Source organism: Mesorhizobium sp. WSM4848, from assembly GCF_055811375.1.
This window is the reverse complement of record NZ_JBVVPX010000003.1, coordinates 240,182-258,307: the sequence shown is the minus strand read 5'-3', so window position 1 is coordinate 258,307 and position 18,126 is coordinate 240,182. Positions and strand designations below refer to the sequence as shown.

Annotated in this window: 18 protein-coding genes; 5 read left to right on the top strand and 13 right to left on the bottom strand. The window is 62.0% G+C overall.

The window, feature by feature from the left end; all coding sequences use genetic code 11:
- Together AC0L16_RS05360 and AC0L16_RS05355 are read left to right on the top strand one after the other, a co-directional pair.
- On the top strand, positions 1–408 hold a 408-nt coding region (locus AC0L16_RS05360), incomplete at its 5' end, for a Crp/Fnr family transcriptional regulator (RefSeq protein ID WP_473619439.1).
- Between the two features lie 224 nt (positions 409–632).
- Positions 633–1,133, top strand: coding sequence for a DUF4062 domain-containing protein (locus AC0L16_RS05355; RefSeq protein ID WP_254026883.1), 501 nt, complete (start codon positions 633–635; stop codon positions 1,131–1,133).
- Here the strand turns inward: AC0L16_RS05355 and AC0L16_RS05350 are convergent.
- Positions 1,113–1,424 (bottom strand): hypothetical protein, encoded by a 312-nt coding sequence (locus AC0L16_RS05350; RefSeq protein ID WP_473619437.1) that lies wholly within the window; start codon positions 1,422–1,424, stop codon positions 1,113–1,115. The genes AC0L16_RS05355 and AC0L16_RS05350 overlap by 21 nt on opposite strands.
- Before the next feature lie 192 nt (positions 1,425–1,616).
- Here AC0L16_RS05350 and AC0L16_RS05345 point away from each other — a divergent pair, with 192 nt between their 5' ends.
- Positions 1,617–2,117 (top strand): ATP-dependent DNA ligase, encoded by a 501-nt coding sequence (locus AC0L16_RS05345; protein ID WP_473619436.1) that lies wholly within the window; start codon positions 1,617–1,619, stop codon positions 2,115–2,117.
- Positions 2,118–2,568: 451 nt separating this feature from the next.
- On the opposite strand, the gene AC0L16_RS05340 is transcribed toward AC0L16_RS05345, so the two are convergent.
- The 9 genes from AC0L16_RS05340 to AC0L16_RS05300 form a co-directional block, all read right to left on the bottom strand.
- The gene (locus AC0L16_RS05340; RefSeq protein ID WP_254026881.1) at positions 2,569–2,916 is read right to left on the bottom strand and encodes a hypothetical protein; all 348 of its coding nucleotides are present in this window, start codon (positions 2,914–2,916) and stop codon (positions 2,569–2,571) included.
- A 410-nt stretch (positions 2,917–3,326) separates the two neighbouring features.
- Positions 3,327–4,373: a glutathione synthetase gene (locus tag AC0L16_RS05335; protein WP_473619435.1), complete on the bottom strand. Its 1,047-nt coding sequence runs from the start codon at positions 4,371–4,373 to the stop codon at positions 3,327–3,329.
- A 14-nt stretch (positions 4,374–4,387) separates the two neighbouring features.
- Complete coding sequence (locus AC0L16_RS05330) at positions 4,388–6,256, bottom strand: flavohemoglobin expression-modulating QEGLA motif protein (protein ID WP_473619433.1); 1,869 nt, start codon at positions 6,254–6,256, stop codon at positions 4,388–4,390.
- Complete coding sequence (locus AC0L16_RS05325; RefSeq protein WP_473619432.1) at positions 6,253–7,080, bottom strand: N-formylglutamate amidohydrolase; 828 nt, start codon at positions 7,078–7,080, stop codon at positions 6,253–6,255. The genes AC0L16_RS05330 and AC0L16_RS05325 overlap by 4 nt, the downstream gene beginning before the upstream one ends.
- A 129-nt stretch (positions 7,081–7,209) precedes the next feature.
- Complete coding sequence (locus AC0L16_RS05320) at positions 7,210–7,611, bottom strand: GFA family protein (RefSeq protein ID WP_027155694.1); 402 nt, start codon at positions 7,609–7,611, stop codon at positions 7,210–7,212.
- 23 nt (positions 7,612–7,634) lie between these two features.
- A complete protein-coding gene (locus AC0L16_RS05315) occupies positions 7,635–8,693 on the bottom strand; it encodes a Gfo/Idh/MocA family protein (protein WP_473619431.1) in 1,059 nt (352 codons plus the stop codon).
- Positions 8,694–8,772: 79 nt separating this feature from the next.
- Positions 8,773–9,558 carry a ThuA domain-containing protein gene (locus AC0L16_RS05310; protein ID WP_473619430.1) on the bottom strand — a complete coding sequence of 262 codons (786 nt, stop codon included), beginning with the start codon at positions 9,556–9,558 and terminating at the stop codon, positions 8,773–8,775.
- 181 nt (positions 9,559–9,739) lie between these two features.
- Positions 9,740–11,224, bottom strand: a complete 1,485-nt coding sequence (locus AC0L16_RS05305) for a DUF2778 domain-containing protein (protein ID WP_473619429.1) — start codon at positions 11,222–11,224, stop codon at positions 9,740–9,742.
- A gap of 435 nt (positions 11,225–11,659) precedes the next feature.
- Positions 11,660–13,099, bottom strand: coding sequence for an FAD-binding oxidoreductase (locus tag AC0L16_RS05300; protein ID WP_473619428.1), 1,440 nt, complete (start codon positions 13,097–13,099; stop codon positions 11,660–11,662).
- Between the two features lie 272 nt (positions 13,100–13,371).
- Here AC0L16_RS05300 and AC0L16_RS05295 point away from each other — a divergent pair, with 272 nt between their 5' ends.
- On the top strand, positions 13,372–13,635 hold the full coding sequence (locus tag AC0L16_RS05295; protein WP_473619427.1) for a hypothetical protein: 264 nt from the start codon (positions 13,372–13,374) through the stop codon (positions 13,633–13,635).
- Between the two features lie 254 nt (positions 13,636–13,889).
- The gene (locus tag AC0L16_RS05290) at positions 13,890–14,195 is read left to right on the top strand and encodes a hypothetical protein (RefSeq protein WP_473619425.1); all 306 of its coding nucleotides are present in this window, start codon (positions 13,890–13,892) and stop codon (positions 14,193–14,195) included.
- A gap of 59 nt (positions 14,196–14,254) precedes the next feature.
- On the opposite strand, the gene AC0L16_RS05285 is transcribed toward AC0L16_RS05290, so the two are convergent.
- Genes AC0L16_RS05285 through AC0L16_RS05275 form a run of 3 tightly spaced genes read right to left on the bottom strand, consistent with a single transcriptional unit; the run spans position 14,255 to position 17,300 of the window.
- Entirely contained in the window at positions 14,255–15,526 is a 1,272-nt protein-coding gene (locus AC0L16_RS05285; RefSeq protein WP_473619424.1) for an NAD(P)/FAD-dependent oxidoreductase, read from the bottom strand.
- Positions 15,523–16,236 carry a methyltransferase domain-containing protein gene (locus AC0L16_RS05280; RefSeq protein WP_473619422.1) on the bottom strand — a complete coding sequence of 238 codons (714 nt, stop codon included), beginning with the start codon at positions 16,234–16,236 and terminating at the stop codon, positions 15,523–15,525. Before AC0L16_RS05280 ends, AC0L16_RS05285 begins: the two co-directional genes overlap by 4 nt.
- A complete protein-coding gene (locus AC0L16_RS05275) occupies positions 16,233–17,300 on the bottom strand; it encodes a type III polyketide synthase (protein WP_473619421.1) in 1,068 nt (355 codons plus the stop codon). The genes AC0L16_RS05280 and AC0L16_RS05275 overlap by 4 nt, the downstream gene beginning before the upstream one ends.
- Positions 17,301–18,126 lie beyond the last annotated feature (826 nt).

Here is an 18,126-nt window from a genome sequence, read left to right as displayed (position 1 = left end):
AGCGTAGTCGCACTGGAGGCAACCCGCGCTGCACGGCTGTCCGGCACAGCATTCCGGGATATCGTGATGACCCACCCGACTTTTGCCTGGGTGCTGCTTGAGCATCTGTCTGCCCAGCTCCGGCGCATGACCGAGCGGGTATTCGAATACAGCACTCTGGTCGTGCGAAAACGGCTGATCGTCGAGCTCCTGCATCGGGCGGAGAAAGCCGCACCCGTGGACGGCGAGGTGTCCATAAGCCCGGCACCGACGCACTCCGAGCTGGCGGCAACGATGAGCACGCACAGGGAAGCGGTCTCGCGCGAAATGAGCGACCTCGCCAAGAGAGGCCTGATCGAAAAGCGCGGCAGCAGGTTATTGCTGCATGACGTCTCGGCACTACGGGCGCTGGTCGACAAGAAGGAATAGCGAAGGCTGTCGCTGCGGCGGGGGGCACCGCACGTTTCATACTCCTCGGCCGCAAGTGATTATTCCTTCCGGCAAACCGGGCAACCTAGCGTGCCAGCGCGCGGGTCAGGCTTTGATCGCTTCACCCTTGCAAGAATCATGACTCGGCTTCTTGACGCGGGCACGGAACGTTATCCCCCAGCCTGCTTGCAGACTTACAAGGGCGGATCGAAGGGTGAAGCCGCGTGGACGTTAAATACCAAATCTTCGTCAGCTCGACCTACGCCGATTTGGTGGACGAAAGACGGTCGGTCATCGAGGCCGTTCTTAACCTCGGGCATATTCCTGTGGGGATGGCGGCATTCCAAGCCAGCGACGACACTCAATGGGATTACATTAAGCGGCGCATCGATGACAGCGACTACTACGTACTCATCGTAGCAGAGCGGTACGGCTCAGAGTTGAAGGGTAAGAGCTACACCCAGATGGAGTACGGGTACGCCGTCGCCCAAGGCGTGCCTACCGTAGCGTTTTTGCTCGAAGGCGGTGCTCGCAAGACGTGGGCCGCGGAAAAGGGCGAGTTCGAGAAAAAGGCCAAACTCGAGAGATTCCGAAAGCTGTATGAAAAGAAGCTCGTCAAATATTGGCGCAACAAGGACGATTTGGCGGGTAAGGTTGCGATGGCTATTAGACGTTATGACCGTGGTCTGAGCGGCGGCCCGCCCTTAGGCTTTGCAGCTGTTTAGCAAACGGGGGTTGCTCGGGAGTGCCGAGCCGAGCCCCAAGCGAAGAAAGGACGGGCCATGGAGCAAGATAACGTTTTTTACGTCGGTGTCGATGTGTCGAAAGCCAAGCATGCTGTCGCGATTGCCGAGGGCGGACGCGGTGGAGAGGTCCGGTATTTCGGCGAGGCGTTCCCCGCGCGTCGTCACCGAAACGTCGTAGCCGTGAAGCCGAACCTTGACGGTCCCGTCATCGTGAACAAGCGTCACCTCGCCAGTCATCGTGATCGTGTCGCCTTCGGACAGTTTCGCCATCGGCATCGCCCTCGCAAAGGCCGCCGCTGAACTGGACGTGGAAAGCGCCATCATCGACGGTGAGATCGTCGTATTGAACGAGACTGGCCTGTCTGACTTCGGAGCCTTGCGGAAAGCCATCACCCGACGCCAGCACGACCTCTATTCGTCGCCTTCGATCTTCTGCATCTCAATGGTCACGACCCGCGCGACATGGCGCTGGAGGACCGCCGCGAGATCCTTGCCGAGATGATCCCGGACGGTGGCCGTATCCAATTCAGCCAGGCGCCTCCCGGCGAGGCTAAGGCGATCTTCCACCTGATAGACCAGGCGGGGCTCGAAGGCATGGTTTCGAAGCGCAAGGACAGCAAATATCGCAGCGGCAACTCCACTGCTTGGCTGAAGACCAAGGCCTATTCGATCGACGAATACGAACTGCTTGGCGTCGAGCGCGAGGCAGGCAAGCCGGCATTCGCGCTCATGGCCGAGCGCGGCACCGGACGCTATGTCGGCTCGGCTTTCATCACCTTGAACCGGGAGTTGCGCGAACGGCTCTGGAAACGGGTGCAGGAGCATGCAGGAGCCCCGCCAAACGGGATGAAACGGCCGGCGACGAAATGGGTCAAGCCGGGGCTGATCGGCCGCGTGAAGCATCTCCGCGGCGAGGAGAATCTGCGCCATGCCTCGCTGCAGGATTTTCGGGAGGAAGACTAGGGTAAAACTCAGTCATTCTGGCTATGCCGCGAATGGCCGAGATGGGTTAGGCCCTGCCGTTTGAATCGGTCGGCGGCAACGAGCACAGAGCGCCATTTGCCGACATTCACGGAGCGTTGGCAATCCCGACCTACGCCCGACCGCCGAATCGGCTGTGCGGTCGTGCCCTGTGCCGGCACGGAACTGCAGACGAGTGCAGCATTCATGTCCCACGACCAGGTAGCAGTCGCCAACGTTGTACGAAAAAGGCGGGATGCGTTTCGGTCCACTGGGCGACAAGTGGTTGCGCCTGTATAAAAGCGGCCCCGGGATGGATGGCCAAATCGCCGACGATCAACTCGCGCGACTCGCAGGCCTCCGGAGCGGATGTCAGGCAAGCCAGAATGACGAGCGTATAAAGCATTGTCTTGTTCCTTCGCGGAGATCGAGTTCGTCCTCGGAGGCGACAGATTCAATGGCCGGCACGAACGAGTTCGGGAGGGGGCTCGGCTCCTGCCACGAAGAGTTTGCCGCCGGCCCGCGAAATCTCGACGGTTTGGCTGCGCTCGTCCAACCTGCCTGGAACCGAGATCGTGAGGCTTTGGCCTTCATCGAGGGTTGCCTCGAAGCGCACAGGCAAGCCCGCCTCGCCTTCAGCGATCGTGGTGACCACCCGGAAGCTGTTATCGGCTTCCGTATAATAGACGACGCCTTGAAAACCGCCGAGATCGATACTCCCTCCTTGTAGGGGGTCCAGTTCACCTGCAGAGGCGTAGCCCGTCGTCACGCAAAGCGCTGCAAGGACCGTGTATCTGTACATGATATTTTCCTCCTCAACCGAACAGGTCAGAACAAGATCGGTGCGCAAAGCATATGAGGAGTGGGTAGGTTCGTCTGTGGGAATTCTCACACGCGTGGCAACGCATTCAAAAACGAGGCCGGGCGCGTGTGGCAAGATGCGGATCGCGTCATGAGCGCCGGTCGCACCCAACGTCGGCTTTTGGGAAAGATTCCAACGCAGGAAGGTCGGGATTGGGTCAGAACTTGCCGTAGAAGTTCTCCGAACGAAGGGCAGACAAGGATTGAACTCGGTCGTTCAGAGTGATTGGATTCTGCCCTAGTCTGGACAGACCCGGCCGGCGTCTTCCGCCGAATGTCGCCAGAGGCTCAGTGCGAACCTCAACCCACTTGCGGTCCTAGTTGGCCTGCTAGCCGGCTTGCCTGCATCCCTCAGAGCGTCGCCAGCCGCGAATTTGTCATGGCCGTTCCATAGGCTTGCCGCAGCACCCGCTTCTCCTCCAGCGCAATGATGACGCTTGTGGCAAAATCCGTCTTGTACATGACGGCGAGCCGTGTCAGCCCGCCTGGCGTGAAGACGTTGATCTCCAGAAGTTTGTCTCCGACGATGTCGAGCCCAACCAGAAACATGCCGTCATTGATCAATTTGGGGCGCACCATCTCGGCAATGCCCAACATCGTGCCCGTTACCTTGACTTTGCGGGCTGTTCCGGCGGCATGGATATTGGACCGGACGTCGCCCTTGGCTGGAACGCGGCGAAAGGCTGCGTAATTGCCGTCGCGCACCAGCGGCAGACCGTTCATCAGGAAAAGACGCACATCACCAGCCTTGGCCTCCGGAATGTAGACCTGCGCGATGAGATAGCCGTCACCGCTGGCCGCTTCGAAAATCTGGTTGAGGTTGGAATCGGTGGGCGTTGCAATATGGAAGACGTTCTTGCCACCCGATCCTTGGAGTGGCTTGACGATGCAGCCCTTCGAGTGTTTGTCGATAAATGCGCGGATCTCGGTAATGCTGCGCGATATCAGGGTAGCCGGCCTGACCGCCTGGGGAAAAGACTGAAGGTAGAGCTTGCTCTGCGCCTGTCCCAGGCCATCCGGATCGTTGACGACAATCGCGCCGCGCGCCGCCGCGAGCCGCCCGAACATAACGCCTGCGTTGGCGGCCCATGGCCGATCGGTGGCGTCCAGCGACGGATCGTTGCGCAGAAACACAATGTCGATATCGCTTATCGCCAAGGTCTTTTTCTGCTTCGCTGCATCCTTCAGGGCAGCATGCAGTCTGTCGGACGTCTTGTAGGAAGCATCCGGCAGAACCGCTACGCTGACAGACAGACCGTCATCCGGACGCAGTATGAAGTCGCCTGGTTCAACATAGACAACGGAATGGCCGCGCTGGACGGCGGCCAGCGCCAACGCTGTCGTCGTGTAGGCGGGCGTCTCGCTCTCAATGGAATTGACAAAGAACGCAATGCGCATCGAGGAGACTCCGCTCAAGTTTCAAGCATATCGATCGGACCGATTCCCGCCATCGCTTTCTTGAGACGCGGACGCGCCGCGTCGGAAGAGAGGAACGCGGGCTCGAGGCGCGGCGCCCGCAGCAAGCCGCGCGCGTTGAGTTCCTGGATCGCTCCGAAATGCGCGGCGGAGATCTTGCCGATCCAGAACGGCGTGAGGCTGCCGCCGTCCTTCAGATGATCGAGGATCTGCACCATGCCCCGCAGATAGATGGCGTCCTTTGCAAGGCCCCCGCCTCGATAGACACGCAGAACGACGTTGAAGGCGCCGCGATCGTCGAGACCGAAATCCCTGTGGAGGATGCGGAAGGTCTCCTCGAATGTTGCTCCGTCGAGCATCGCCTGACAGGCGATAACCCTGGCCGCGATCAGCCTCAACCGCGCTGCGGTCATGCCGCCGACCAGATATTCCGCCAGCACGGCCAGTCCCTCCTGCATGCCCTCATAGCCGGCGAGCCCGTTGCGAAAGATGGCGAGCCCCTGCGCATCGCCGTTGAAATAGGTCAGCAGATGGACACCGATCTCGTGACTGAGCAGCGCAGTCAGACGCTCCGGTGGAAGGTTGGTATCGCGTGAAACCAGCAGCCGGTTTCGAGAGACGAGGAGGCCGGCCGGCAGGTCGCCGCGGATATCCACGGAGGCATCGAATTCGGGATAGGCTGCCCGGTAGCCGGCGATCATGTCTCGCGCGGCCGCGGCAACGGCGTCAGCACCCAGGCCCGTCTGCCGGGCCGCCGAAGCAACTGGCGGTAGCCTTTCAAGAATGGCGCGTGCTCGCGCCGCCAGGCTCGGCTCGACGCTACCATAGAGAGCTCGTCCGAGTTCGACGAAGCGGGGCGTTTCGCGCGCCGCGAGCATCGACAGCTGGAGATCGAGTTCCTGCTGCTTTTGCGAGAGCAGCGTGGTCAGCAGCGGATCTTCCAGATGATCGAGCGAGACCGAATAGAGCTTCCGTTTCTGGCCGGCGACCTCGAACTCGAGCGGCCTGTAGAGCAGTACGGGCACACGCTCGAAGGCGCCTGCCTGGAATTCCAGCCAGGCTGGTTCGGCATTGATCGGTGTGACGGCAAGCAGAAAATCGAATGTCGACGCGACGTTGTCGATCGCCCGATCAGCGCGCACCACTGCGTCGATATAGGCGCGCCGCCCCAGCGAACGATGGGTTGCCGGCTGTTCCAGCCTTGATGCCTTCAGGAAGGCGCTGACGGCCTGAAGCGCGGAATCGACCACGTTGGCGACGACAAGGTCGTGGAGTTCGGGGTAGACGCGCTTGGTGCCAGGCACCCGGTAAATCGGTGCGAAGCGTATCGTCAGGCACGCCGCATCACCGAGATCATCCAGAAGCCGTGCTTCGGCGCGTGTCGTGGGGTTGAGTTCGTCGACGCGGGGCGTGCGGTATTTTGCTTCGCGTGCGGACGCAGCGGTGGCGAAGCGCTTGAGTGCCGCCTTCTCCGCCGCCGTGCCGCCGCAGGCCAGCGCAATCTCGAAGGGCGGCAGCAACGGAACATCCTCGGTCAGGAACCGGTCTTCGGCCAACTCGCCGATGTCCAGCATGAGGAAGGCGCCGCAGTGATCGCGCATCCTTCGCACCACCAGCCGCGCGGCCTCGCCGGCGAGGCCGATGTCGGCCGCGATCAGATAGGACGCGTTGGCGGAGACGGCGTGGAATGCCGCATCCTGATGCGACCCAACATGGACACACAGAAAGGGCAGCGGCCGATCCATGTGCAAACGGTTGCCATTGCCGAAATCGCGGCGGATTGGCTTGCCGTCCCGCAAAAGCGCGTCCAGGTCCGATTCGATTTGCGCCAATGGAGGCGCGGGCTCAACGAGCTTGGGCTTCATCGCATGGCCCGCAGCGCCGACTCCAGGACGAGCACCGTAGACGCCAGCATGGCGCGCAGCCGCTCGATTGTTCCCCAGTCGGGTTCGCCACTCCATTCGTCCATGAAAATCTTCTTGAACTCGACGGCGATGGCACACCCGGTTTCCGGAAAATTGGCATGGACGAAACGGGTCTGTTCGCCCTTGCCCTGGAAGGACACATTCTCGCGCACGTCGATCGGCTCGCCGTTGAGACGCTGGCCGCGAAGCGTCTCGATGAAAGCGTCGACGACCGGTGCCCAGCGTTCGCGGTCCATGGAAGACGTACCGATGTTGATGTCGGGCGCGACGTCGCGGGACGTAGGCATAGCCTCCGGTCCGTCGCGCCGGTGATTATAACTATGGACGTCGACGAGAACGAACCTGCCATGGCGCTTCTCGATACCGGCAAGGACACGGTTCAGCTCACTGTAGAAGGCGTCGTGAAAGGAGAGAGACTCCGTAACGATGTCCTCGTCCGGCTGCTCTCGCCAGACTTTCAGGCCCCAGGACTGGTCCGGCGACCGGTAGACCGCAGCGTCTCGCGCACGGTTCAGATCCACTTGGAAGCGTGACCGATGAACGATGATCTGGGTAGGAAAATCGGCGATGAAACGCTCGGTGAACGGGTCCTCTTCTCGACGCCGGTCAGGATCGGAGAGACACATGAGCGATCGACAAGCCCTGCCAACGTCGGTGCCGCTGTGGATAGCTGTACCGACTATAGGCGACTCTCCGAGCTTGATCGTCCAGCCTGCCGGTGATCCACCCGGATCATTGTTGCCCGGATCATTGTTGGAAGTCATCGTGTTCACAGTCCATCGAATGCGTGGAGAGTGTGGACGGTTCCAGTTCATCGAACAAGCGATCGTTGGCTCGCCCTGGATCAGCAGGCTGAACCGTCGAAAAACGTCAGCCGAAGGTGGCCGACGGCTTCAGCCGAACGTCGCCAGAGGCTCAGTGCGGACCTCGACCCACTCGCAGCGCCGGCTGTCGTGATAGAAGGACAGGAAGGGCGGCGGGAACGATGGGTCGGCGAAAGCCCCCACCGGAATGGCGATCAGACCGGGCTGGACATCGATCCGGTAATGGACAGTGGTGCCGCAATCCGGGCAGAAACTGTAGATGACACGGCCGCCTTCGTCGCCAACGCGCGTGAACTCCGCCGCTCGTCCCTGGATCGACACATCATTCTCCGCAAACCGCGCATTGAAGCTGAACGCGCTGCCGGTGCGCCGCTTGCAGGCCAGGCAATGGCAGACAGAGACGCGTACAGGCTCGCCCGAACAGGTGGCTGACAGCTGACCGCAGGAACATTGGGCGCGGCGCGTGACCATGGGCTGGCCCCTTTCAGCGAACATCAATGGGTTTCGGCATGGGCCCTGAGCTCAGCCCTCTTCTCGTCGGAGACGACGGCAAGGTCGAGCACCTTCTGCAATTCGGCCGCATGGCGGAACGACGGCTCGGCCTGAACGCCGCTGCGCACCGCATCGACGAAGCGCTGGTAGTTGGTCGGCACCGTTCCGGCATCGAGGACCTGCCATTTGGCGTTCTCGATGTCCTCGCCCATGCACACTTTCAGTTCCGAGTCGGTCAGATTGTGCACGACCTCGATACCACCCTTGTCACCATAGATGCGCAGCCGCAATTCGTTGAGATGACCCGTCGCCCAGCGGCTTGCATGGACGACGCCGAAGGCGCCGTTGCTGAAATCCAGCGCCATGGTGAAACTGTCGTTGGCGTCGAGCTCGTATTCGCCGATCCGGTTGCCGGGCGCCTTGTCGAAGGACCTGAGGCGGCAGAACACATGGTCGATGTCGAGCGCCGCGCCGTAGCTGGCGAAATCGAGGATATGGATGCCGACATCGCCCAGCACGCCATTGGAGCCGTGGCCGCGCGACAGCCGCCACAGCCATTTCGGGTCAGTACGCCAGTCGCCCCAGAATTTGGAAACCAGCCAGCTCTGCAGATATGACGCTTCGACATGCCTCACCGTGCCGATGTCGCCGGCAAGCACCATGGCGCGCGCCCGCTGCAGCGGGGCGACGTTGCGATAGGTCAGGTTGACCATGTTGATGGTGCCGGCTTGCTCGGCGGCATCGGCCATCTCACTGGCCCGCTGGTAATTTTCGGCCAGCGGTTTTTCGCACAGCACTGGCTTGCCCGCCGCGATCAGCATCATGGTGGTCGGATGGTGGATGCGGTCTGGCGTCACGTTCGCCACCGCGTCGAACTTGTCCCATGCGAGCGCGTCTTCCAGCGACGCGAACCGGTTGGGGATTCCGTAGTTGTCCGAAAACCTGTCGACACGCGCGCGGTCGAGATCGACGGCGCCGACCAGTTCGACGCCTTCGATCCTGCTGAACTGCCTGGCATGCTCTTCCGCCATCCAGCCGGTGCCGAGTATCAAAAGACGCATGATTCTTATCCTTAGGATGAGGGCTTATCTTCTTGTTCGATCGTGGATTTTTCAGAACCGAAGCTTCGCCGACAGCGGTCTAGCGAAACCCGGCTTCGCCCTCGGCATGGAGTTTTCCGTCGCGCTCGACGATCGGCTCGAGCGCCTTTTCCACTGGCACGTTCGGCGCGTCGAGGATGGCACGATGCGCGCCCTGCGGGTTGTACGCCCATTTCACCGCATTGCGCAGCACCTTTTGGATATTCGCGTCGTGATAGGTCGGATAGGTCTCGTGACCTGGCCTGAAATAGAAGATGTTGCCGGCGCCGCGGCGATAGGTCAGCCCCGACCGGAACACTTCGCCGCCCTGGAACCAGGAGATGAACACGGTTTCCAGCGGCTCAGGCACGGCGAACTGCTCGCCATACATCTCCTCGTTCTCGAGCTCGAAATACTCGCCGATCCCGGCAGCGATAGGGTGGTTGGGGCTCGTCACCCAGAGCCGCTCGCGCTCGCCCGCCTCGCGCCATTTCAGCGTGCAAGGCGAACCCATCAAGCGCTTGAATATCTTCGAGAAATGGCCGGAATGAAGCACGATCAGCCCCATGCCTTGCCAGACGCGGCGCGCCACGCGCTCGACGACTTCGTCGGCGACGGCGCCATGGTCCTTGTGTCCCCACCAGACGAGCACATCGGTTTGCGCCAAACGGTCGACCGGCAGGCCATGCTCCGGTTGCTCAAGCGTCGCCCACGATACGGAAATTTCGGGGTCGATCTTCAGCGCATTGGCGATCGTTGCGTGCATGCCCTCGGGGTAGATCCCCGCCACCACCTCATTGGTCCGCTCATGGATATTCTCGCCCCAAACGACAGCGCGTATCGTCATGACATCCTCTTGATCGGTTGAAGCCGCCGCCCCGGCCCGGTCAGTCATAGTATCCTCGGCCGGGAATGAAAACGGCTTCGAGGCTGGCTGCTGACAATTGGGTGGAAGTCGGCGGGACAGCGCCCCCTCTTTCCGGCAGGACAGAGGGGGTCGCGAAGGAGCGGTACATCAGCGGCTTTGGTTAACTGCGCACCACGAGACGCTTGACCTTGCCCTTCTTGAAGGCGGCGAGGAAGCGGGCGTAGTCCTTGAAGGCGACACAGCCGCTCGATTCCGCGCGGCCGCCGCGCAGCAGGTAGGTGTGCGCAAGAAAGCCGTCGCGGCCATATTTGTTCTTGCCGTCGATAGGAGTGAGACGCAGGGCCTCCACCCCATGGAAGCGCGATTCGCGCAGCGTCAAATCGTAGGTGTGGGGCGGCGTCGGACCGGCATTCTTCCGGTTGGCGTAGCGTGGCTGGTCGGCCATCGAGCCCAGCCCCGAATGCGCCTCGAGCCGTGAGCCGTCCGGCATATAGACGGTTTTCGAGGAAATGTCGTAGACGGCGACGCCGCTGCCCGGCCTGGTGAACAGGTTGCCGAAGACCCCGCCGCCGCCCGCCGGGCTGTCGGGCTTGGCATAGGCCAGCATGTCCTGGGCTTTCGACCGCTTGGCCGGCATGCCCGGGCTGCCCCGCATGTCCTGGTTGGCTTGCATGCTTGGTATCGTCGCCGGTGACGAGATCCTCGGCGACAAGGCTGGCGCCCGGGGCATCTCGACCTCCGGAGCGGTGGCGGTCTGTATCCTGTTGGCTTTGGACGGCTGAGACTGGGCCTTGGCGGCCTTCGATGCCTGGACCGTGGGCGCTTTGGCCTTGGGTGCCTCGACCTTAGGTGCCTCGACCCTAGGGGCCTCGTCTGACTGATCGATTTCCGCCTGCGGACGCCATCTCGGCAAGGGAACGCTATCAGCCATGTCGTCCTGCGGCGGCAGCGACGCCATCTGCACCTCGCCCTCTTGCGTGGCAGCAGGATCGGCCGTCGTCGCCTGCGGCAGCACGTCGATCATCGCTTCCGGCAATGCATTCGCAAGCGCCAGCGCCAGACGGGAGGATCGTTCGGATTCCGCAACCTCGGGCCCGAAGCGCACGGACGCGGGACCATGCTGATCGGCCAGGCGCACCGGCTCCGCAAAGCGCTGGGCCGTCGGCAAACTTACGACTGCAAACGGCGCGGCCCCGCCGGAGGCGCGGGCAAAGGCAGCAGCAATCTTTTGCGGTGATAGCGCCGCTTTCGCCACCACGCTGTCGAAGCGCGCTTGCGGTGAGATTTCGGCGACAAGCTGCGCAGTATCCGGCCGCGCTAACGGCTTGAGACGCGCTACCTTGCCTTCATGCACGAAGCTCGCGGCGGCGTGCGCGCAGCCGGCGTCGCATCGGCTGAGCAGTGATGCCGCACGCTGCCGGCTTGCCAGTGACGGCGCCCACGAATTGGCCCGTGAATTGGCAAGTGTGTGTCGGGGATTGGCGAGCGCCATGGAGCGCGGCGCGAGCAGGTTTTGCGGAAGACTGTTGGAGACGGCGGTGAGCGAAGTTCCCACCGAATGGAGGCCGGCCACGGTCGCGGCCGACCACAGAGCGATCGCAGCGCCAACAACGGGAATCGCGACCCAGCGCAGGCCGGGCCTCATCGAGGGCAATCCACTATCAGGATTGTCACCCCGGTTATTCAAACGCATCAACGCCATACAACCAAACCTCAATCGGCCTTGCGGCATGCGGGCTCGCAGCCGTCACAATCACAGTCGCCTGGTGCCCCCCGGCACGCTTCACGTCTGTTGCCGATTGAATCAAAAGATGGACAAACTTGGTTAACCAATCCCTCTACCGATCGCCGATTAGGCGAAGGTCTAAGTCAAAAAAGGCTCCCTCCAAAACTATGAAAATAGCGGAAATGCCCTCCATGCCAGGCTTTGCTGCCCGTTTTTGCAGGCTGAGTCAACAAAGCGAAAGGATTAGACCATGTCTGGGCGGCGTCAGCTAAAGGCTGATACCTGCCAGCGCATGGCCCGAAACGAGGCCCGCGTCCTCCGTCGGAGGCGCGGGCCTTGTCATGCCTGCGCAGCCTATGCGGCGCGCTGCGCTTCCATCGGCCGCAAATTCTGGTTCATGCGGAACAGGTTCAGCGGATCATATCGCTGCTTGATTTCCAACAGCCGCCGATAGTTGCCGCCATAGGCTGCTTCGACCCTGTCGACCTCGTCCCCGGGCATGAAGTTCACATAGGCCGTGCCGGCGGCATAGGGCTTGGCTGCTTCATAGAGACCCCGCGCCCAGTCGATGCAGGCCTGGTCCATTTCCGGTTCGCGCCAGCGGGCGTGGACATTCATGACGTAGTGCGCGCTGCGTTGCGGAAACGCCGTTGCATCCGCTGTCACCCGGCCGGCGGCACCGCCGACATGGCCGATGAAAATCTCGCATTCGGGGCCGGGAAGCCTGGGTATCGCCGCCGTGACGACCTCGATCGCGCTGTCGGAAAGCTCGGTGAAGTCATGGCTCTTCCAATAGTTGCGGGCGCCAGGCGTCAGCAACGGATCGAATCCCTGCTGCCAGCCGGTGAACGGGTTGGGACCGACCACGTCTGCAATCGGTGTGCCGATGGCGCGAAGCCTCTGTGTCGCCTTCTCACCCTCCTGAAGGTCGCCGCAATAGCACATGGCCAGGACCAGCACCTCCTTGCCATGCCATTCGGCCGGCAGGAACGGCAGCGGCGGCGCCTGCCGCATGACCACCCAGCAGGTCAGCTCATTGGGCGCTGCTTCGAGCGCCGCTCGGTATTCCCGCAACACGTTTTCGGCGTCAGTGAAGGGATGAACGACGAGGCCCGACAGCACCTGCGGACCGACTTGGTGGAGCTTGAACTCGAAGGCCGTGACGATGCCGAAATTGCCGCCGCCACCGCGCAGCGCCCAGAACAGGTCCGGATTTTCGGTCTGGCTGGCGCGCAGCAGCTTGCCGTCGGCGGTAACCACGTCAGCGCAGAGAAGATTGTCGATGGTCAGGCCGAATTTCCGCGTGATCCAGCCGAAGCCGCCGCCCAGCGTTAGGCCCGAAATGCCGGTGGTCGAGTTGATGCCGGTCGGCACCGCCAGTCTGAAGGCCTGTGTTTCCGCGTCGACATCGGCGAGTGTCGCGCCAGGTTCCACCCATGCCCGCCGCGTCGCCGGATCGACCCGCACCGACTTCATCGGCGACAGATCGATCATCAGGCCACCGTCGCAGACGGCACTGCCGGCGATGTTGTGGCCGCCGCCGCGAACCGCGACGAGCAGCCTGTTTTCCCTGGCAAAATTGACGGCGGCGATAACGTCGGCGGCGCCGGCGCAGCGCACGATCAGCCCGGGCCGCCGGTCGATCATGGCGTTCCAGATGCTGCGTGCCTCGTCATAGGCGGCGTCGCCTTCCCTCAGCACGGTGCCGCGCACTTGCGCCGAAAGCGCCTCTAGGGCCGCGGCATCGACCGTCGTCTTGCCGCGTTCAAGCGTGGTGAGGCTCATACTATCCATGGCTTTCCTCCCGATTGTTTTTGATCCGTTTTCCCTCCACCCGTTCCCAAGTCTGCCTTTATATTAGAAGTCGCGCAAGTTCATGATCGCTCGCTGGCCGGCATTGCGCAACCCGCATAACGGTCAGCTCTCACTGAGGTAAAAACCGCCGGTAGGCCGAGCCGAGATGAGTGCTTGGATCGCTGCAAATGATCTCGTCGCTTCGATCGGAGGAACTGCGCAGCGGCCCGCGGAGTTAGGCTTATGAGCAACCAATGCAGAGGAGAGCTCTGATGGCACCGCGCAGAAAACCCGACGATCCAGCCGAAGGCCCGACCATCGAACAGCAGGATTGGGACGCGATCAAAGGCAGTAAAATTCTACCAGACAGTGTGCCGGGAAACGGCGACATCCGTTACGACCTCGAGAAGGAGGCTGAACTGCCGGAGGAAGACGACGACAATCCGTACCAGGAGAGCGACGAGGCGCTGCCGGACGACGAAGAGGAACGCGCCCTCTCGCGTAACCCCTCGAAGCAGGATATCGACGAGCCTTGAACGGCAGCGCTCATGGGCGCGTCCATGCCGGTACCTCAGCGAAGAATGCAGCGGCTCAGAATGGATCCCCCGGTATGCGCCGCGTCGCTTCGCTCCTTGCTTCGCCCTGGGATGACAATGCGTGGTTGGGCCATGGCTAGTCGCCAGCGTCGGAGTTGGCCGTCAATCACGATTTCTGTCTGACGGAACAACTCCAAAAAAAGCTCGTTGGATAACCATCGCAATCAGCGATGCAACTCTAATGGAGACCCACCATGATGAAGAAAATTCTTTCTGCAACGGTACTCAGCATCGCCCTCGCCACTTCGGCGATGGCGCAATCGAACGGTACTGGATCCGGCACCAACGATCCGGGAGCGACCACTGGGACAGGCACTGGCACCATGGCTCCCGGCACCGATAATGCGACTCCTGCCGATCCGAACGTAACCGGTTCAACAACCGACGGCGGCGACGGCATGGGTGATCGGTGCAAGGAAACCGCAGGCGCCGATGCGAATGCGAATACAAACTCCGCCAGTGGCACTGCAACTGCGGACATGGAGAATTGCCCCAAGTGAGCTGGCGCTGTTGAGGTCGCTACTACCCTTGGGAGCGCATGAACGCGCCGCGCCACCTGTTAGACAAAGCCGGGAACCGGCTTTGTCTTGCCGCTCAGTTGCGCACCCAACGTTAGCGCCTGCGGGAAATTCCGTATAATTGCCGCCATCAAGGTGGCGCTGCCTGGACTAACGGCAATCCCGGCAAGTGCGGCGGCGGCGTAGACCCGAGTTGAAAACAGACTATTCCAGGCCGCCTCGTAGCGTCTGCCGGCCGTTTCACGCCCTGCGCGGCCGCCTGGCACGCATGAGAGTTCGCAAGCCAGCAGCCAGCCGGACTGAAGCGCCATCGAGATGCCCTCGGCGATGACAGGATGAGACTCTCCGGCTGCATTGCCGACGCGAAAGATGTCGCGTTCGTAGCAGGAGCGAACTCCCGGCCGGATCGGACCTGCGGCAAGCCACGGCCCGTCGGCGGCAGCTGACTCTAGTGCATCCCTCACGCCCCGACATGATTCCATCAGATGACGAGAGACTGCCTCGGCGGCCGACAAATGGCTCTGCTGTCTGGGATGTTTGCGCAACTGTGCGAGCATATCGCGCCGAATGCAGCACGAGATCGACAGCCGGCCATGATCCGCCGAAACCATGCCGCCATAACCGCCAGGAAATACCAGCAGGGGCATCAAATCAGGCGCCAGGGACGACCCGGTGAAATGCGCCTTGAAGCCGAACAGGTCCGAAGGGCGGTTGGTCTTTCCGAGCTGGCTGGGCAGCGGTCCTGGCTCCCAGGAGCCGTGTGCGGCGACAATCACCGGCGCGCGCAACATCGTCGTTTCGTTTCCGGCTTGAATTCGCACCAATTGCGCCTCGCCATCTGGGTCGATGGCGACGGCGCGGCAAGGCTGAAAGATTTCGACGCCCGCCGATCGCGCCGCCTGCAAAAGCAGACAGTCGAAAATATCCCGGCCGAGCGCCCGGCCGAAACCATCTTTTTTCTCGCGGGGCCCATCTTTTGCAGGATGCCCATCTTTTGCAGGAGGCCCATCTTTCGCAGGAGGCCCATCTTTCGCAGGAGGCATCGGCGCCTCGGCGCAGGTCTCGCCGGAAAACAAGCCGACGCGGCGGATTTCGGGGCCGGCATTGGCACGCCAGGCATCGGCGATTTCCAGCTGGTCCAGAAGCGCAAGATTGCTTGCCGATATATATTCGCCGCAGACCTTGCGGCGCGGGAACACGCTTTTTTCAACAATAGCCACGGCCCATCCGCACCGGGCCAGCGTCAGCGCGACGGACGTGCCCGCCGGGCCGGCGCCTATGACGATCGCGTCATGGGTCGACAATCGCGTCATAGGTCATGACCGGCGCTGGCGCCGACGAAAATGTGGGTAAAAAGGCCGGCGCGCCGTTCCTCGACCGGTTTGCCGTTTGCTGCGAGCCAGAGACCGGAAAGCTCGCTGCCGCGAAAGCCGGCACGCACACTTTGAGCCGCGTCGTTTCGTGTGACGTCATTGGCGCCGATTGCCGGGAGAAGGCGGGTCGCGGCCAATGCCAGTTTGGTCCGCAACGGCTCTGTCGCCAACAGCAGTGGTGCCTTCGGCGCCATCAGCGAAAACAGACGCACGATCTTGCCATCGTCGAAATGATGCAGAAACAGATTGACGGTGATCGCGTCGAAGCGCGTGCCCTCATTCTTTCTCGCCCAGTCGAAGACATCGGCGGTGACACCTTCGACCGTCCATCCCAGCCTGTCGAAATCACAACGCAATTGCGCGGTGATGAGGTCGACGCGGTCGAGCATTACCAGTTCGACCCCGGGCCAATGTCCGGCCATGCGCCGCGCCAACGCCAGCATGAAGGAGCCATCGCCGGCGCCGATCTCCAGAATCCGGCGCGGCTGCGCTGGCAGAAATTTCCTGAGCAGCGACGCCATGATCCTGGCCTGAAACATCAGCGCGTTGATGCGACGGAGGTCGCGCCGCGCCGCAAGCGCTCGCGGATCGTCGGCCGCAAGTCCGTCGAGGATTTCCGGCGCAAGCCGGCGGTGCTTCAGGCTGCTCATGACGCGGTTCGGAAAAGCATGGTTTCGGCCGCCAGCCCGGGTCCGAACGACATGCCGCAGCCGAGTAGGCCTGGTGGCGCCTTCAACATCTCTTTCATCACGAACATGACGGTCGCCGACGACATGTTTCCATATCGGCGCAACACCTCGCGCGATGGCTCCAGCGCGGTGGGCGCGAGTTCCAGGGCCCGTTCGACGGCGTCGAGCACCGAACGTCCGCCCGGGTGCACGGCCCAGAGGTCGATCGCCTCGGTCGGCCGGCCGCCGAGGATGGCGTCGTGATTGCTCCGCAACGCTTCATGGATTGCTGCCGGGACCTGGCCGGAAAGAACCATTTCGAAGCCGTGGTCACTAATGCTCCAGCTCATCAGATCCCGTCGCTCGTCCGCCACGATCGCGTAAAAGCTTTCGAGCTCGATGCCGTGCGGCTCGGCGGTAACGAGCGCAGCCGCACAGCCATCGCCCCAGAGGCAAAACGACAGCAGCTTTTCCAATTCGCTGGTTTCCCGCAGATGCATCGTGCAGAGTTCGATATTGACCAGCAGGACCCTGGCCTGCGGGTCGGAGCGGACGATGTGGCGGGCAAGCTTGAGGCCGTTGATCGCCGCGTAGCAGCCCATGAACCCGATCATCGTACGTTCGACCCTTTCCGGCAGGCCGCATCGCGCAACCAGCTCCAGGTCGATGCCTGGCGCTGAAAAACCGGTGCAGGTGGTAACGATGAGATGGGTGATGCGGGAAGCGCCGCCACCAAGCTCCAATCCGTCGACGCCTTTTTGCGCCAGAACAGGTGCGGCATGACAGAACATTGCCATTCTCTCAGCCGTTCCAGGAAAGGCGCCCCGGATGAACTTCCCGGCCAGATCTGCTGATGGTCCTTCGGGGTCGCCGGCAGGTGCAAAGCAGGAATAGCGGTGCTCGATGCCGGCAACGTCAACCATGCGTTCGAAAATTCTTCGGCGATCGGCCGCAAGCATGGAGGCGGCGAAACGCAGATAGAATTGATGAACCTCGTGCTCCGGGACCGCCGTCGCGATCCGGTTAATATACGCTTTGGCCGGCATATTCGGTCTCCTCGGCGTCGCGCACGGTATTTTTTAGAACCACGGCCGGAGGTTGTTTGGTCATCGGCACCAGGTGTCGGGCAGCAGGCATTGAGTGTTGTTGATGAACGTTTCTGAGAACTGATTTCATCCCACCTGTGCTGTTGCCAGGCGATGCTGCGGTTCGCCGGCATTAGGAACATAGGCTCCATTGCCGAGGCGTCCACCGAAGGGCCCGCGCTTCGGGCCGAGGCGCCATTGCTTCCGGCCCTCGGTAGGCGCGGTATTTTTCTGAGCGATGGAACATTAGCGCATACTAACGATTGTAGGGTGACAGCGAATATCTCCCGGATGTTGGCTGCTGGACCGGGACCCCGGTCGGCCCGCGCTCCTCCAGAGGGCGCGGGCCTCCGGTCCCAAGAGTAATTGGCGGCTTAAGGCTCAGTTTTGGAACGAGAATGCCGTGAGGGCGTTCGCCATAATTATCGCGAGCCGCCAAAGGCTCGCGGCAAACTCAAAGGAGAGCTGCATGAACAATATCATCTGGCTGGTCGGGGCCGTCGTTATCGTAATTGCGATACTCAGCTTCCTTGGCCTTCGTTAGGTTTCGCCTTTAGCGACGCCTACGCCGAGCAGGTCGTAATTTGGGTCGTCTCTGGAAGCCTGAGGTTTGCAGGCGCAGCAGCTATTGGCGCTAACGAAACGACCCCGCTCTTTCACCGGCGAAGTTCCCTGCCCGATCCATACTCTCCCAGACCCAGCGCTCACGGCGATGAGCGGCGGCAGCCCGCTTGGCAAGCGGCCGGCTACGGCTGCTGCAGGACCAGATCGCGATTGGCCGGGTGCG

Excerpts from the sequence above, each read along its gene's own strand:
- AC0L16_RS05350 (WP_473619437.1), bottom strand. The coding sequence starts at position 1,424 with ATGGCGAAACTGTCCGAAGGCGACACGATCACGATGACTGGCGAGGTG.
- AC0L16_RS05345 (WP_473619436.1), top strand. The coding sequence starts at position 1,617 with ATGGCGCTGGAGGACCGCCGCGAGATCCTTGCCGAGATGATCCCGGAC.
- AC0L16_RS05340 (WP_254026881.1), bottom strand. The coding sequence starts at position 2,916 with ATGTACAGATACACGGTCCTTGCAGCGCTTTGCGTGACGACGGGCTAC.
- AC0L16_RS05335 (WP_473619435.1), bottom strand. The coding sequence starts at position 4,373 with ATGCGCATTGCGTTCTTTGTCAATTCCATTGAGAGCGAGACGCCCGCC.
- AC0L16_RS05330 (WP_473619433.1), bottom strand. The coding sequence starts at position 6,256 with ATGAAGCCCAAGCTCGTTGAGCCCGCGCCTCCATTGGCGCAAATCGAA.
- AC0L16_RS05325 (WP_473619432.1), bottom strand. The coding sequence starts at position 7,080 with ATGACTTCCAACAATGATCCGGGCAACAATGATCCGGGTGGATCACCG.
- AC0L16_RS05320 (WP_027155694.1), bottom strand. The coding sequence starts at position 7,611 with ATGGTCACGCGCCGCGCCCAATGTTCCTGCGGTCAGCTGTCAGCCACC.
- AC0L16_RS05315 (WP_473619431.1), bottom strand. The coding sequence starts at position 8,693 with ATGCGTCTTTTGATACTCGGCACCGGCTGGATGGCGGAAGAGCATGCC.
- AC0L16_RS05310 (WP_473619430.1), bottom strand. The coding sequence starts at position 9,558 with ATGACGATACGCGCTGTCGTTTGGGGCGAGAATATCCATGAGCGGACC.
- AC0L16_RS05305 (WP_473619429.1), bottom strand. The coding sequence starts at position 11,224 with ATGAGGCCCGGCCTGCGCTGGGTCGCGATTCCCGTTGTTGGCGCTGCG.
- AC0L16_RS05300 (WP_473619428.1), bottom strand. The coding sequence starts at position 13,099 with ATGGATAGTATGAGCCTCACCACGCTTGAACGCGGCAAGACGACGGTC.
- AC0L16_RS05295 (WP_473619427.1), top strand. The coding sequence starts at position 13,372 with ATGGCACCGCGCAGAAAACCCGACGATCCAGCCGAAGGCCCGACCATC.
- AC0L16_RS05290 (WP_473619425.1), top strand. The coding sequence starts at position 13,890 with ATGATGAAGAAAATTCTTTCTGCAACGGTACTCAGCATCGCCCTCGCC.
- AC0L16_RS05285 (WP_473619424.1), bottom strand. The coding sequence starts at position 15,526 with ATGACGCGATTGTCGACCCATGACGCGATCGTCATAGGCGCCGGCCCG.
- AC0L16_RS05280 (WP_473619422.1), bottom strand. The coding sequence starts at position 16,236 with ATGAGCAGCCTGAAGCACCGCCGGCTTGCGCCGGAAATCCTCGACGGA.
- AC0L16_RS05275 (WP_473619421.1), bottom strand. The coding sequence starts at position 17,300 with ATGCCGGCCAAAGCGTATATTAACCGGATCGCGACGGCGGTCCCGGAG.